The organism is Crossiella sp. S99.2 (assembly GCF_023094165.1).
Taxonomy (GTDB): Bacteria; Actinomycetota; Actinomycetes; order Mycobacteriales; family Pseudonocardiaceae; genus Crossiella.
Genome location: NZ_JALMDK010000019.1, coordinates 109,531 through 123,861, shown reverse-complemented (window position 1 = coordinate 123,861; position 14,331 = coordinate 109,531). Strand labels below are relative to the sequence as shown.

General features: G+C 70.0%; 15 protein-coding genes. 7 read left to right on the top strand and 8 right to left on the bottom strand.

From position 1 onward, the window contains the following. Positions 1 to 347: 347 nt before the first annotated feature. Positions 348 to 815, top strand: coding sequence for a hypothetical protein (locus tag MZC64_RS43350; RefSeq protein WP_247765394.1), 468 nt, complete (start codon positions 348 to 350; stop codon positions 813 to 815). After that, entirely contained in the window at positions 812 to 1,900 is a 1,089-nt protein-coding gene (locus MZC64_RS43345) for an MAB_1171c family putative transporter (RefSeq protein WP_247765304.1), read from the top strand. The genes MZC64_RS43350 and MZC64_RS43345 overlap by 4 nt, the downstream gene beginning before the upstream one ends. A 164-nt stretch (positions 1,901 to 2,064) precedes the next feature. On the opposite strand, the gene MZC64_RS43340 is transcribed toward MZC64_RS43345, so the two are convergent. After that, positions 2,065 to 2,460 (bottom strand): YbjN domain-containing protein, encoded by a 396-nt coding sequence (locus MZC64_RS43340; RefSeq protein ID WP_247765305.1) that lies wholly within the window; start codon positions 2,458 to 2,460, stop codon positions 2,065 to 2,067. Positions 2,461 to 2,582: 122 nt separating this feature from the next. Here MZC64_RS43340 and MZC64_RS43335 point away from each other — a divergent pair, with 122 nt between their 5' ends. Both MZC64_RS43335 and MZC64_RS43330 read left to right on the top strand, forming a co-directional pair. Next, complete coding sequence (locus MZC64_RS43335; RefSeq protein ID WP_247765306.1) at positions 2,583 to 3,230, top strand: nitroreductase family protein; 648 nt, start codon at positions 2,583 to 2,585, stop codon at positions 3,228 to 3,230. A gap of 24 nt (positions 3,231 to 3,254) precedes the next feature. Next, a complete protein-coding gene (locus MZC64_RS43330) occupies positions 3,255 to 4,037 on the top strand; it encodes a cyclase family protein (RefSeq protein ID WP_247765307.1) in 783 nt (260 codons plus the stop codon). Positions 4,038 to 4,131: 94 nt separating this feature from the next. Here the strand turns inward: MZC64_RS43330 and MZC64_RS43325 are convergent, their stop codons facing one another. The 5 genes from MZC64_RS43325 to MZC64_RS43305 form a co-directional block, all read right to left on the bottom strand. After that, on the bottom strand, positions 4,132 to 5,511 hold the full coding sequence (locus MZC64_RS43325; RefSeq protein ID WP_247765308.1) for a PLP-dependent aminotransferase family protein: 1,380 nt from the start codon (positions 5,509 to 5,511) through the stop codon (positions 4,132 to 4,134). Continuing rightward, entirely contained in the window at positions 5,504 to 5,962 is a 459-nt protein-coding gene (locus tag MZC64_RS43320) for a carboxymuconolactone decarboxylase family protein (protein WP_247765309.1), read from the bottom strand. Before MZC64_RS43320 ends, MZC64_RS43325 begins: the two co-directional genes overlap by 8 nt. A gap of 83 nt (positions 5,963 to 6,045) precedes the next feature. Continuing rightward, positions 6,046 to 6,861 carry an alpha/beta fold hydrolase gene (locus MZC64_RS43315; RefSeq protein WP_247765310.1) on the bottom strand — a complete coding sequence of 272 codons (816 nt, stop codon included), beginning with the start codon at positions 6,859 to 6,861 and terminating at the stop codon, positions 6,046 to 6,048. Positions 6,862 to 6,898: 37 nt separating this feature from the next. Further along, positions 6,899 to 7,495 (bottom strand): dihydrofolate reductase family protein, encoded by a 597-nt coding sequence (locus MZC64_RS43310; protein WP_247765311.1) that lies wholly within the window; start codon positions 7,493 to 7,495, stop codon positions 6,899 to 6,901. Between the two features lie 62 nt (positions 7,496 to 7,557). Next, positions 7,558 to 9,048 (bottom strand): CoA transferase, encoded by a 1,491-nt coding sequence (locus tag MZC64_RS43305; protein ID WP_247765312.1) that lies wholly within the window; start codon positions 9,046 to 9,048, stop codon positions 7,558 to 7,560. Between the two features lie 126 nt (positions 9,049 to 9,174). Here MZC64_RS43305 and MZC64_RS43300 point away from each other — a divergent pair, with 126 nt between their 5' ends. The 3 genes from MZC64_RS43300 to MZC64_RS43290 all read left to right on the top strand — a co-directional run bounded on the left by MZC64_RS43300 (position 9,175) and on the right by MZC64_RS43290 (position 11,974). Next, entirely contained in the window at positions 9,175 to 9,744 is a 570-nt protein-coding gene (locus MZC64_RS43300) for a dTDP-4-dehydrorhamnose 3,5-epimerase family protein (RefSeq protein ID WP_247765313.1), read from the top strand. A gap of 190 nt (positions 9,745 to 9,934) precedes the next feature. Then, positions 9,935 to 10,948, top strand: coding sequence for a hypothetical protein (locus MZC64_RS43295; RefSeq protein ID WP_247765314.1), 1,014 nt, complete (start codon positions 9,935 to 9,937; stop codon positions 10,946 to 10,948). 18 nt (positions 10,949 to 10,966) lie between these two features. Continuing rightward, on the top strand, positions 10,967 to 11,974 hold the full coding sequence (locus MZC64_RS43290) for a hypothetical protein (protein WP_247765315.1): 1,008 nt from the start codon (positions 10,967 to 10,969) through the stop codon (positions 11,972 to 11,974). Positions 11,975 to 12,029: 55 nt separating this feature from the next. On the opposite strand, the gene MZC64_RS43285 is transcribed toward MZC64_RS43290, so the two are convergent. Together MZC64_RS43285 and MZC64_RS43280 are read right to left on the bottom strand one after the other, a co-directional pair. Then, entirely contained in the window at positions 12,030 to 12,812 is a 783-nt protein-coding gene (locus MZC64_RS43285; protein WP_247765316.1) for an amino acid ABC transporter ATP-binding protein, read from the bottom strand. Further along, positions 12,809 to 14,278: an ABC transporter substrate-binding protein/permease gene (locus MZC64_RS43280; protein WP_247765317.1), complete on the bottom strand. Its 1,470-nt coding sequence runs from the start codon at positions 14,276 to 14,278 to the stop codon at positions 12,809 to 12,811. Before MZC64_RS43280 ends, MZC64_RS43285 begins: the two co-directional genes overlap by 4 nt. Between the last annotated feature and the right edge of the window lie 53 nt (positions 14,279 to 14,331).

The window sequence follows — 14,331 nt, the reverse complement described above, 5'->3', positions numbered from 1 at the left end:
GCTCCCGTTCCCCCGTGTGGCGGGAGACGTTAGGTCGCGATACTTCGTGGGTCAATGACTACGGCGCGGCGGTGACCGTAAGTTCACTTTTCGCAGGTAGTTCGAGGATGTGGCCATGTGTCCGCCGCCAACCGGGTGGCAGTCTGCGCCAGAATCACCGCGGGTGGACAGTCCTAAATGGTCATTACCCCCGAGTAGTCGACGACTTTGCGCAGGTCAGGGGCATCATCGGTCGGGGCGAGCCGGGTGCGCGGCAGCCGGGAAGCCCCCGGGACCACATCAAACATGCTGGCCACGCCTCCACTCCGCGCGATGTTGCTGGCACCATGGCGTCCGTGTCGCGGCTGGTGAACGAACGCAGGTTGCGCCAGGAGTGCCGCCGGTTGCTCAGGGAGCTGGGCCTGCGGCCACCACTGGACGTGCGGGAGCTGTGCCGCCGGGTCGGTGAACGCCGCGGGCGGGCGATTCACCTGATGCCGCACCGGTTTCCGGTGCCCGGCCCGTTCGGCGCGTGGACCGCGGGCGCCGAGGCCGACCACATCCACTTCCAGGCCGAGACCTCCGCCGCGCACCAGGATCACATCATCCTGCACGAGCTGAGCCACCTGCTGGCCGGACACGAGCCGACCCCGGAGAAAGCGCTTTACCGGCGCACCCACTACACCACCGCGGCCGAGTACGAGGCCGAGGCGCTGGCCACCATCATCCTGGAATGGTCGGCGGTGGCCGGGCGGATCAACCCCGGGCGCTCCAGCACGCTGCCCGCGCGGCGGATCAGCCGCAGCCTCTCCGGTGAAGCGGTGGGCTGGTTGTGACCGCGGTCTACCCGATCGCCACCTACCTCACCCTCACCTGGGTGCTGTTCCTGCTCGCCCGCCGCCCGCACGACATCCGGCTGCGCGCCATCGTCGGGGTGGTCGCCTGCTGGGCGCTGGCCTACCCGTTCCAGGAGCTGGCCAACGACCACGTCACCCTCCTCGGGCTGCCGCCGATGGCCGCCCGGTTCCTCCAGCACTCCCTGTTCCTGATCGCGGTGAACTTCCTGATCGTGTTCTTCCTGCACTCCGCGCTGGAGGAGGAACTGGCCCGGCGGCGGGCCCGCTGGTGCGCGGTGCCACTGGGTGTGGCCGTGACGGTGCTGCTGGTGACCGCGGCGCTCACCCCGCCGGCGGCCGACACCAACGACCAGTCGGTGACCAGCATCGCGGTGTTCTTCCTGACCTCCAACCTCTACGTGGTGTTCGGCTTCACGCTGTCCTGCGTCTGGACCCTGCGGCACGCCCGCGGCGCCGAACCCCGGCTGGCCCGCGGGCTGCGGCTGGCCGCGGTCGGCCTGGCCGGGATCGTGGCCGCGGACCTGGTGTTCCTGCCGACCGTGCTGATCCGCTGGTCCGGCGGGTTCGCGCCGCGCTGGTTCGTCGACATCGGGATCACGCTGGTACTGCTGGGAATCGTGCTGTTCCTGGCCGGGGTGTGCTATCCAGCCGCGGGCATGCGGGTGGCCGGGCTGGGCGTGTGGTGGCAGCACCTGCGGCTGTACCGGCGGCTCTATCCACTGTGGACGATCCTGCACGAGCGGTTCCCGCAGGACACGCTGGAGTCCTTGCCCGCCAACACTCTGCGCGAGCTGTACGGGTTACGCGGGGTGCACCGCCGCTACTACCGGCGGGTGATCGAATGCCGGGACGGGCTGGTGCGGATCAGCCCGTACCTGGGTTGCTCGCGCCGGGCCGGCCTGCCCCTGGCCGAACAGCTGCGCGCCGCGCTGCGGGCACACGCGGCAGGCATCCCGGCCGCGGTGCACGCGGTGCCAGTGGCAATCCCGCGCGCCGAGGGCCTGGAAGCCGATGTGCGCGAACTGGTAGCCCTCTCCGACGCCCTGCGCCAGGCCCCCCTCTAAACCCGCCCCGCGTTGGCCGTTGTAGACGCCGTGTTGGCCGTTGTGGACGGCGAGTTGGCCCAACTGGTACGCCGGTTTGGCTCAAGTGGGCGTACCAGTTGGCCCAAGTGGTGCGGGGTCTGGCGCACGCCGATGGGGTGCGGGTGGGACTGGTGGCCGCGGGCTCAGTAGTCGTCGTCCTCGCCGGAGAACTGCTCCTCCAGCTCGTCCGCGGTGGCCGCGAGCAGGCTCAGCGGTTCGGTGAACTCGTTGAGGTCCAGGTTCTCCAGCGGTAGCGTATGCCGCAGCACCACGTGCTCACCCATGATCACCACGCCCCCGGCCACGGTGTTGTGCCCGACCTCGACCAGCAGCGCCCGCAGGTCAACCCGCCCGGCCCGGCCGCACGGCGAGGCGATCTGCACCCACTCGTGCTTGCCGTCGAGCACCTCCCGGCCCAGCAACACGGTCTGGCTGCGGTCGTCCTCGAATCGCACCAGCAGCCGCAGTTCGTCCGGCTGCTGATCGACCACCTTGTAGGCCGACCGGACGTAGCTGACCAGCTCGTCCCAGGTTGCCACGATGCCCCTCCCCGATGACCGGAACAACTCCGGGCCGAAGCCTAGTGGCAGCCGATCTATTCCCGGCGTTCCACAGTGCGAGATCACGCCACCGGGTCAACCCGGGTCCCGATACTGATCACATGACCGAGCTGTCCGCGCACGAAGTGCTCACCACCACCCGCACCGTCCGCCGCCGCCTCGACCTGGACCGCCCGGTCGACCCCGACCTCATCCGCCAGGCCCTGACCACCGCGTTGCAGGCCCCCAGCAGCTCGAACGCCCAGCGCTGGCACTTCCTGGTGATCACCGACGCCGACCGGCGAGCGGCCATCGGCGAGTACTACCGGCGCGCGGCCGAGGCGTATTTCGAGACCGCGGAGTCCGCGGGCAACCAGCCACACGAGGATCCCGCCCGCCAGCGCACCCAGCAGCGGGTCCGGGCCAGTTCCGCGCACCTCGCCCAGAATATGGGCCGGGTACCGGTGCTGGTCATTCCGGCCGTGGAGACCCCGGATGTCACCGAGTTGCCCGCGGGCAACCAGTCCGGCCTGTGGGGCACCATCCTGCCCGCCGCCTGGAGTTACATGCTCGCCGCCCGCAGCCTGGGCCTGGCCGCCGCCTGGACCACCCTGCACCTGAAGTACGAACGCGAGGTGGCCGACCTGCTCGGCCTGCCACCCACCGTGCACCAGGCCGCGCTGATCCCGACCGCCCACTACACCGGCGACGGTTTCACACCGGCCGCCCGCCAGCCGCTGGACCAGGTCCTGCACCTCAACCGGTGGTGACAGCGGCTGGGTCATGATGGAGGCATGCGCACCTTCGTCGACATCTCCGTCCCCCTGATGAGCGGCATCGCCTCCGACCCACCCGGCTTCACCCCGGAGATCACCTACCTGGACCACCAGGACACCGCGGCCGACGTCGTCTCCTTCTTCCCCGGCGCGAAGAAGGAAGACCTGCCGGATGGCGAGGGCTGGGCGCTCGAATGGGTGCGAATGACCACCCACTGCGGCACCCACCTGGACGCGCCCTACCACTATGCGTCCACAATGGACGGCGGGCAGCGAGCGATCACCATTGACGAGGTGCCGCTGGAGTGGTGCCTGCAACCCGGGGTGAAACTGGACTTCCGGCACCTGCCGGACGGGTATGTGGTGACCCCCGCGGACATCGACGCGGAGCTGGCCCGGATCGGGCATACGTTGAGCCCGTTGGAGATCGTGGTGGTCAACACGAGCGCGGGCACCCGGTATGGGCAGCCGGACTATGTGTCGAAGGGGTGCGGGGTCGGGCGGGCGGCGACGTTGCATCTGCTGGAGCAGGGGGTGCGGTTGACGGGGACGGATGCGTGGAGCTGGGATGCGCCGTTTGTGTATACGGCACAACGGTTTGCGACGGAGGGCGATCCGTCGGTGATCTGGGAGGGTCACAAGGCGGGGCGCGACATCGGCTACTGCCACATCGAGAAACTGCACAACCTGGAAGCGTTGCCCGCCACCGGGTTTCAGGTTTCTTGCTTTCCGCACAAGGTCCATCGCGGGTCGGCGGGGTGGACCCGAGCAGTCGCCATCATCGACACTCCCGAACCTTAAACCCGTACCACTTGGGCCAACTGGTACGTCCACTTGGGCCAAACTGGCGTACCAGTTGGGCCAACTCGCCGTACGACAACGGCCAACACTCGGGTTAGCTCAAGGTGTTGAGGAGGGTTTGCACGGTGCGGCGCCAGGCGTGCGGGGCGGGGGTGGCGAAGCCGAGGACCAAGGCCGCGGTCGAGCCGGCGTTCTGGTCGTGCCAGTAGCCGAAGGCGTGCATTCCTTGCAGGAGTAGGCCGTTGGCGCGGGCTTTGGCGACGAGATGAGTTTCCTGCTCGGCCGAGTCCAGTGGGAGCAGGGCTTGCAGGCCGGCTGGGATTCCGTGCACCGCGGACCCGGTGGCGGACTCGAGCGCGGTGACCAGCTCCGTGCGGCGGCGTCGGTAGGACAGGCGGGCGCGGCGGATGTGGCGGTCGTAGTCGCCGTGGACGATCAAGTCGGCCAGGGCCATCTGGTCCAGTGATGGGACAGTGGCGCCCAGGGCGAAGAGCTTGGTGTGGACGGGATTTCGCAGGGCGGGTGGGAGTACCAGCCAGCCGATGCGGACGCCGGGGGCCATGGTTTTGCTGGTGCTGCCTGCGAAGATCACTCGGTCGGGGGCCAGGGCTTGCAGGGCGCCTACGGGGCGTTGGTCGTAGCGGAATTCGCCGTCGTAGTCGTCTTCGATGAGGTAGCCGTCCACCCGGGCCGCCCAGTCCACAAAGGACTTTCGGCGAGCCGGGGACAGCACGTAACCCATGGGGAACTGGTGGTTTGGGGTGAGCAGGGCGGCTCGGGCCTCGGTGGGCAGGTCGGCGGGGTTGGCGCCGTGGGTGTCGACCGTGAGCGGGGTGGTGGACAGGCCCGCGGCGGTGAGCCAGGTGCGATGCAGGGGCAGGCTGGGGTTTTCGGTGGCGACGGTGGTGATGTCCTGGTCGCGCAGGACCCGGGCCAGTACGGCCAGGGCGTGGCTGAAGCCGCAGGTGATGACTACCGAATCTGGATCGGCTGGTACGCCTCGGGTGCGGGCTACGTAGTCGGCTACGGCGGCGCGCAGGGCGGGCAGGCCCGCGGGGTTGGCGTAGTCGAAGTCCAGGCGGCCCGCGGTGGACAGGACCCGGCGGATGCTCGCGGTCCAGGCGGTGCGGGGGAAGGTGCTGATGTCGGGGCGACCGGGGCGTAGGTCCAAAGTGGACTGTGGAGGTGGTGGTGTGGTGGCGGACTGGGTGCCGGTGGCGTCGGCGACGCGGGTGCTGGAGCCCGCGCTGCCGATCAGCCAGCCTTCGGCGATGAGCTGGGTGTAGACCTGGACCACGGTGCCGCGGGCCAATCCCAGGTCCGTGGCCAGGCGGCGAGTGCCGGGCAGGCGGGCGCCGGGGGCGAGGCGGCCGGTGCGGACCGCCTCGCGTAGCGCCTCCTCCAGGGACCGGCCCACACCGCCTGGGGTGCGGCGGATGCCGGCCAGGTGCAGGTCCAGGCCAGGGTCACGCATGTGGGAGCTTGGCGTGACTGGGTACGGCCAGCCGATTGAAGGCGTTGATCACCACGATCATCCACATCACCGCCTTGTACTGGTCGGGGGTGAGCAGTTCGGTGGCGCGCTGGTACAGCTCGTCGGGGACGTCGCGGGTTTCGGCCAGGCGGGTGACCTCTTCGGTCAGTTCCAGGGCGACGCGTTCCTGGTCGGTGTAGAGCTGGGTTTCCCGCCAGGCGTTGAGCAGGAAGATCCGGCGCTGGCTCTCGCCCGCTTTGAGGGTTTCCTTGGTGTGCAGGTCGATGCAGAACGCGCAGCCGTTGAGCTGGGAGGCGCGGATCTTGACCAGTTCGAGCAGCTTGGGGTCCAGGCCCGCGGCGCGGCCCGCTTCGGCGACCTGGTTGTTGATGTCGATCAGGGCCTGGTAAGCGCTGGGGATACCGGGGCTGAGTTGGATTCGCTGGGTCACCCCGCCAACGTTAGGCGTGGTACAGCCGGTCCGCTGTACCGCTTGGGGGGTGGTTCTGTGTACCGGTTGGGTGGTTCGCGCGGTCAGTCCTGGGCGCGCAGGAAACCGTCGATGAGGGTGTTCACCGTTTCGGGGACTTCCAGGGCGGCCAGGTGCGCGGCGTTGTCCAGCACCAGGAAGCGGGCGCCGGGGATGGCGTCGGCCATCGCCCTGGTCTCGGCCACCGGGAAGGTCTGGTCCTGCACGCCCGCGACCACCAGCACCGGGGTGCGGATGAGGCCGAACAGGCCGCGCTGGTCCGGTCGGCGCGGCACCACGCTGGTCACCGCCCAGGTCACCGAGCGCACGTTGATCCGCCTCAGCGCGGCCCGGATGGCGGCGACCGCGTGTGGGCGGGTGCGCAGCGAGGTCGGGCCGAGGAATGCCTTGAGCACCGAGGGCACCAGGGGCGCGCGGACGCCGCCGAGCAGTCGGGCCACCCTGGTGAGCAGGCCGTACTCGATCCGCTGGCGGCGACCGGCCGGGGAAGCGGTGCAGTTCATCAGCACCGCGGCCCCGATCCGGTCCGGGTAGCGGGCGGCGAAGGTGCCGCCGATCATGCCGCCCCAGGAGTTGCCCACGAAGTCGGCGCGGTCCAGGCCGAGATGGTCCAGGATCTGCCGCACGCAGGTGGCGCACTCCTCGAAGGTGAACTCCCGGCCCAGCGGCTCGCTGCCGCCGTGCCCCGGCGGGTCGACCAGGAGCACCTGCCGCGTCCCGGCGAAGTACTCGGCCTGGGCTGTCCACAGTGCACTGTCCATCAGCAGACTGGGCCAGAACAGCAGTGCGGGCCCCGTTCCGGCCCGGCGCACCCGCAGGCGGCCGAGCACGGTGGGCACGTGGACGTCCTGGAGTTCCATGGGGCCTCCCGTCACCGAGGTGCGAAGAGACTACCCGTCAACGGACCACGCGGTACTTCAAGTGCGTGACCGCGCTGCCCTGCACGGTGGAGATCGGCCCCTCCAGGGTCACCGGCGAGCTGGCCAGCGAGGCGAAGTAGGGCACGCCGGCGCCCAGCACCACGGGCACCAGGTCGATCCACACCTCGTCCACCAGTCCGGCGTCCAGCGCCTGGCCGCCGGTGATGCCGGCGGCGACGCCGACCTGCCGGTCCCCCGCGATCTCCTTGGCCTTGGCCACCGCGGCCTCGATGCCCTCGGTGACGAAGACGAAGTTCTCGCCGTCCTGTTCCCAGCCGTCCGGGACGCTGTGCGTGAGCACCACGGTGCGCACGCCGAGGGGGTGCTCGCCGCCCCAGCCGTTGGTCATATCGAACAGCCTGCGGCCGACCAGCAGCGCGCCGGTGTCGCTCAGGATGCTCTGGAAGTACGCGGCGCTGGTCTCGGTGAGTTTGAAGGTCAGTGTGGGATGCCTGGTCTCGACCACGACGTCACCGTTCTCGTACCACTGGAACAGCTTGTCGAAGCCGCTCTCACCGGGCCCGGAGACGTACCCGTCCAGCGACATGCTCGCGCCGACATACACCTTGGCCATGGTCCCGCTCCTCTGCTCCTGTTGCGGTTGTCATGAGGTCTGACTCGGGCCGCGGCCGGAACTCATCGGTCCCGCGGCAGCCATTCCGCGCGGGAGGAGCCGCGGGGCACCAGCACGGTGCGGTAGCGGCCGGGGGTGGCCGACATCCGGACCTGGTCGGTGACGCCCTGGTAGTGGCCGAGCGGGGTGTCCGCGGTGAAGGTCTCCGGGTCCAGGTAGGCGTGCTCTTCGCCTTGGCCGGCAACGGAATGCGCGTACTCGCGGTCGAAGATGCCCATGCCCAGGATCCAGAGCGCGACCCGGGTGAGCGAGACGTGCACCCGGTAGCTGCCGCCGTCGCGGGCGCGGCGGGCCAGGGCCTCGGTGGCGCCTGCGGCCATCAGCCAGGACACGATGTAGTCGTTGACCACCAGGATCGGTGGCAGCGCGGGGGTTTCGCCGTCGCCTTCCAGGTCCATCATGCCGACCAGGCTGCCCGCGGTCTGGTCGAAGCCGACCCGGTCGGCCCAGGGCCCGGTCTGCCCGTTGAGCGAGGCGGTGACGTGGATGAGGCCGGGCCGGATCGCGGCGGCTTCCTCGGCGGAGAGGCCGAGCTGGTCGAGGTAGCCGGGGCGGCGGTTGGCGTAGAAGAGGTCGGCGTGCGCGAGCAGGTCGCGGATGCGGTGGTGGCCTTCGGTGGCGTAGGGGTTGATGGTGGCGGAGCGGGTGCCGACGTTCGCGGTGAGGTAGGTGGTGTCGTGTTCGAGTTCGCCGGGGCGCCAGATGTTGAGCACGTCGGCGCCGTGCAGGGCGAGTGACCGGCCAGCGCCCGCCCCGGCGATCACATGGCCCATGCCCAGCGCCCGGATGCCGTCCAGGGGGCCGGAACCGTTGGGCCCCAACGGTTCCGGCTCGCTGTCCGCGATCCGGGTGATCTCGATCAGTGGCAGGTCCGCCAGGGCCTCGCGATAGTGCGAGGTGGCCAGGAATTCGGTGGTGGAGCGGAGCATGGGCAGCACGACACCCGCCTCGACCGCGGCCTCTTCCAGCTCGGCCGCGCGCCACTGGCTGATCGCCTTGGTGACGGCCTCGGTGTCGTCGGGAACGCCGAGCAGCCGCTGGGCAGCGACCTTGATCTTGGGGTAGGGGTTGAGCGGCATCACCCAGCGGTTGTCCGCGGTCCGGTAGAACTGGAAACCGAAGGCGGGGCTGACGTTGCTGGCCGAGGCGCCAGGATAACCGTTGAGCAGTTCCCATTTGCCGTCGTAGAACGGGCACAGCCGGTGCGGCGCGGTGCGCAGGTCGACCGTGATGTCCTGGCCGTCGCCACCGCGCAGCCGCCACAGCTTGGCCACCGCGGCGGACTTGGCGGCCAGCGCGATCGCGGCGGCGCCGCCGAGGCGCAGCGGGCTGGGCACCACCGGGTCCGCGCCGAGGAAGGTGAGCCGGCCGCCGGTGTCGGCCGGGGTCATGCCGATGCCCGCCAGGACCTCGGCCAGCTCGGCCTGCGGATCGAAGTGGTCGTGGGTGAGTGGGTGGGCCACCGCGGCGGTCACTCGATCCGTGAGATTCATCCGAAGAGCCTATCGCCGGGTCGGCGTTTTTCCCGGTCCGGCCGAGGAGATGATCGAGTGCGTCGGTGTGCCGAGCACCGGGTTCGCGCTCCGGCTGGGCGCGGAAGGCGTTGCTGAGGAGGGCGAATGCTGTTCCACCACACCGAGTTGCCCGGGGCACTGGTCATCACCCCGGAGCCGATCGCGGACGAGCGCGGCAGCTTCTTCGAGAACCTGCGCACCGAGGCCCTCTCCGAGGCGATCGGCAGGCCGTTTCGCCCGCAACAGATCAACTACTCGGTGTCCCGGCGGAACACTCTGCGTGGCCTGCACGGGGTGCGCAACCCGCCGGGTCAGGCCAAGTACGTCACCTGTGTCCGGGGCGCGCTGCGGGACATCATGGTCGACCTGCGGCTGGGCTCGCCCGCCTACGGCAGGTACGTGGTCACCGAGCTGACCGCGGCCGAGGGCACCGCGCTGTACATCCCGGAGGGCTTCGGCCACGGCTTCCTCAGCCTCGCCGAGGACACCTGCATCAGCTACGTGCTCGGCACCGCGCACGTGCCCGGCACCCAGATCGACATCAACCCACTGGACCCGGAACTGGACCTGCCCTGGGGCTTCGACAGCTTCCCACTGATCTCGCCCAAGGACGCCGCCGCCCCCAGCCTGGCCGAGGTACGCGACCAGGGCCTCCTCCTCCAGTTCCCCGGCTAAGCAGCCCCGCCGTCGAGTTGGCCCAAGTGGTACGCCCAGTTTGGCCAACTATGCGTACGACTTTGGCCAACTCGGCCTTGCGGTGGGGCGGGGGCGGGCGTTAGGCCAGATGCAGTCACTTGCTGGCACCGGGGCTTTACAACGTTGCAGAATGGGGGTTCAACCTGGGGTTTCTGAGGGGGAACTACGCATGTCAGGCGTTTCCTTGGCGCGCGCGGGCGCGGTCGCGGCACTCATCGGCACGGTGGTCGGCACCGGGCTCGCGGCACCCGCTTCGGCGGCGCCGAAGCCGAGTCCGGCCTGCAGCTGGCAGGCGCAGGCGGTCGCCGCGCCTGCCGGGCTGGATCCGCAGTACGCCAGCGTCACCGGGGCGGACGGGCTGGGCGGCTACTCCGGCTACTACGCCCCCAACAGCGGCGACATCACCCTGCTGCGCTGGACCGGCGGGGTCCCGGCGAAGCTGGCCCCGCCGGCCAGGGTGAACTGGGTGTTCCCCCGGGGCGAGAACCGGTCCGGGACGATCCTGCTGGACGGGATGAACACCGCGACCGGGGCGAAGCAGGTGTTCACGCTGTCCCGGTCCGGGTCCTACCACTCGCTGCCGGTCCCGGCCGGGCTCACGAATCCGACCGGCGCCGCGATCAACAACCGCGGTGACGTGGTCGCCTCGGCCCGGCGCACCTCGGACGACCGGGGTGTGGTGCTGCTGTGGGAGGCGCTCTCCACCGGGTCCGGGCCGCGGGTGCTCGACGTGCCCGAGGCGAGCTTCCCGACCGCGGAGGACCTGGATGAGGACGGGGCCGTGCTGGTCAGCGGCGGCTACGAGGTCTTCGTGTGGCGGGACGGGGTGACCACCCGGCTGCCCGAGCCGACCGGGACCGTGGTGGGCCGGGCGATCAGCGACGGCCTGGTGGTCGGCATGAGCTATGGCAGTGCGGCCCGGTCCTACGTCTGGGATTCCCGGGGCGGCAAGGTCGAGTACCCCGAGCGCGGGCGCACCGCGGAGAGCGTCAACCGCAACGGTCTGATCGCCGGGGAACGGGTGGACGGACCGGCCGCGGTGTGGCAGGGCTCGACCTTCCTGGCCGAACTGCCCGCACTGGATGGACGGCCCGGCCGGCCGCACCTGGTGGCCGATGACGGGTCCGTGTTCGGCGAGACCTTCGAGCCGGGCAGTGTGCCGGTGCAGTGGTCCTGTCGCTGACAACTGGGGAGAAAAGCCATGCTCAGCAAGGAAACCATCCGAGCGGTAGGGACAGTGCTGGCGGCGGTCGCACTGACCGCCGGACTCACCACCACCGCGGTCGCCGCACCGGCGGACGCGCCCTGCACCTGGCAGGTGACCCCGGTGGCGGGACCGCCCGGGATACCGGCGAGCGAGTTCACCGTGACCGGGTCCAACGCCCAGGGCGGGTACTCCGGGTACCGGCGGGTGACCGTCGACGACGCGGAGTTCTTCCGCTGGGTCAACGGTTTCGCCGTGCGGCAGCCCGCCGCGCCGGGGGTGACCGGGGCGCAGCCGGTCGATGAGAACAACGGCGGAACGGTGGTGTTGCGCGGCAAGGACGCCCAGGGCGAGCGGGTGCTGCTGACCCACTCCCCCGCCGACGGCTACCGCACCCTGCCGCTGCCGGCCGGGGCCAGGCTGCAGGACTCGGCCGCGCTCAACGACGGCGGCGACGTGGTGGCCGCGATCTGGCAGGGCGGCAAGGACTTCGTGCTGTTGTGGCGGGCCGGTTCAAGCACGCCGGAGGTGATCACGCCGCCGGGAACCGGGGTGCCGATCCTGGTCGACATCGACGAGGACGGCACCGTGCTGCTCAGCGGTGGGCGGAGCAACGTGCACGTGTGGCGGGCCGGGGTGTTCACCGCGATGCCGGGCTCGACCGACGCGATGGCGCGCTCGCTGAACAACGGCCGGGTGGTCGGCTTCCGGTTCAACGGTCAGAACCCGGTCACCGCCTGGCAGTGGGAACTCGGCACCGGCGTGGTCAGTCAGCCACTGCGCGGCGGCGCGGCGCACGGGATCAACCGGCTGCACCTGATCGGCGGGCAGCTGGACAACCTGGACGGACCGCCCGCGGTGTGGCGCGGCACCCGGCTGCTGGCCGAACTGCCGCTGCCGCCCGGTGCGACCGGTGGGCGGGTCAACGTCGTGGGAGATGACGGGGTGGTGCACGGCAAGGCCAGTACGCAACCGTCGATTCCGGTGCGCTGGCACTGTTCCTGAACAGTTGCGGCCGATGACGGGCGCTGTCCTCGCTAGGGGACAGCGCCCGCGCTGCTCAGCCCGGGTCCAGGATGCGCTTGAGGAAGCGCCGGGTGCGTTCCTCGCGCGGGTCTTCGATCACCTGGCCGCCCGGACCGTGCTCCACGATGACCCCGCCGTCCAGGAACAGCACCTGGTCGGCCACCTGCCCGGCGAAGCGGATCTCGTGCGTGACGATCACCATCGTCCAGCCCTGCGCGGCCAGGTCCTTGATCACGGCGAGCACCTCGCCGACCAGTTCCGGGTCCAGTGCCGAGGTCGGCTCGTCGAAGAGCACCACCCGTGGCTTGAGCGCCAGCGCGCGGGCGATACCGACGCGTTGCTGCTGCCCGCCGGAAAGCTGGTACGGGTAGGCGTCGGCCCGATCGCCCAGTCCCACCTGGTCCAGCAGGATCTTCGCCTCGGTGACGGCCTCTTCCCTGGGCCGCTGCTGGGCGATGACCGGGCCCTCGATGATGTTCTCCAGGACCGTGCGGTGCGGGAACAGGTTGTGCGCCTGGAACACCATGCCGCTCTGCGCGCGCAGCCAGCCTGCCTCCCGGCGACCGGCCTTGCCCTTGGGCAGCGTGGCGAAATCCACCTCGACGTCGTCGATCCGGACCACCCCGCGTTCGGGGGTCTCCAGCGCGTTGAGCGAGCGCAGCAGGGTGGTCTTGCCCGAGCCGGACGGTCCCAACAGGACGGTCGAACTCCCGCGCGGCGAGTCGAAGTCGATGCCGCGCAACACGTGTGCGTCGCCGAAGGACTTGGTCAGCTCGCGCACCCGGATGCGGAGGTCCTGCTCTGCGGTCTCAGTCATGTGCTCACATACCTGTTCAGTCGGATCTCCAGTCGTTTCTGCGCGGCGGACAGACCCACGCAGATCAGCCAGTAGTACAGCCCGGCGAAGGAGTACAGCGCGAGGAACTCGTTGCTCTCCGCCGCGGCCAGCTGGGACTGCCGGAACAACTCGGTCAGCAGCACCACCGAACCCAGTGAGGTGTCCTTGACCAGGGACAGCAACGTGTTGGACAGCGGCGGCACCGCGGTTCTGGCCGCCTGCGGCAGGATGATCCGGCGCAACGTCTTGGTGTAGTCCAGTCCGATGGTGGCGGCGGCCTCGAACTGGCCCTTGGGCACGGACAGGATCGCCGAGCGCACGACTTCGGCGGCGTAGCCTGCCACGTTGAGGCTGAAGGCGATCACGGCCGCGGCGAAGGGCGGGAACTTCAGCCCGAGCTGCGGCAGCCCGTAGAAGACGATGAACAACTGCAGCAGCAACGGGGTGCCGCGGATGATCGAGATGAACGCGCGGGCCAGTCCGGCCAGCACCCGGTAGGTGGAGATCCGGGCCAGCGCCACGAACAGCGCGAGCACCAGGCCGATCGCGAAGCTCAGCGCGGTCAGCGGGATGGTCACCTCGACCAGTCCGACGAACATCGGCCACGCGGTGCTGGCCAGCACCTCCCAGGTGCTGCGGCTGCCCCGGCCCTGGGACAGGTCGGCGCTGCCGCCGTCGGGCACCGAGACGTTGGCCTTGAAGTACTTCTGCGAGATGCCACTGAGCGTGCCGTCGGCCTGGAGCGCGGTGATCGCCTGATTTGCCTGGGCCAGCAGGGTTTCGTCACTCTTGCGGAAGGTCAGCGCCTGCTCGCTGATCTTGTCCCCGGCGTTGCCTGCGATCTCCACCGCGGTGGAGCCGGTGCTGGCCAGGTAGTCCAGCACGGCGATGTTGTCGTTCACGATCGCGTCCACCCGGCCCTGCGCGAGCAGTGCGGCGGCCTGCGCGAACCCTTCGACCGCCTCCACCTTCGCCCCGGCGTCCTTGGCCACCTTGGCCCAGTTGCTGGTGCTGGACTGGGCGGTGGTCTTGCCGTTGAGGTCGGCCAGCGACTTGATGGCGGTATCGCCGGTGCGCCGGACGACCACGCCGCGGGAGTAGGTGTAGGTGCTGGACAGGCCGTATTTGGCCTTGCGTTCGTCGTTGACCGAGACCTGGTTGGCGATCAGGTCGATCCGCCGGGCGTCCAGCGCCGGGAAGATCGCGTCCCACTGGGTCTCGACGAACTCCAGCTTCCACCCGGCCTTGCCGGCGATCGCCTTGATCACCTCGATGTCGTAGCCGGTGAGTTCCTGGCTGCGCGGATCGTGGAAGGAGAACGGCGGGTAGGTCCCCTCGGTGCCGACCCGGACCACGGGTTGTTCGGCGGCCTGTGCGCTCGCCTGCCCCGGCAGCACGACCAGCAACAGCAGGAACAGCACCACGCCCCTGAGCGTGTGTCGCATCAGCGACTCCCTCGACTTCGGCCAGCTGCCCGGAAGCCGGGCGTGAGCCGGAG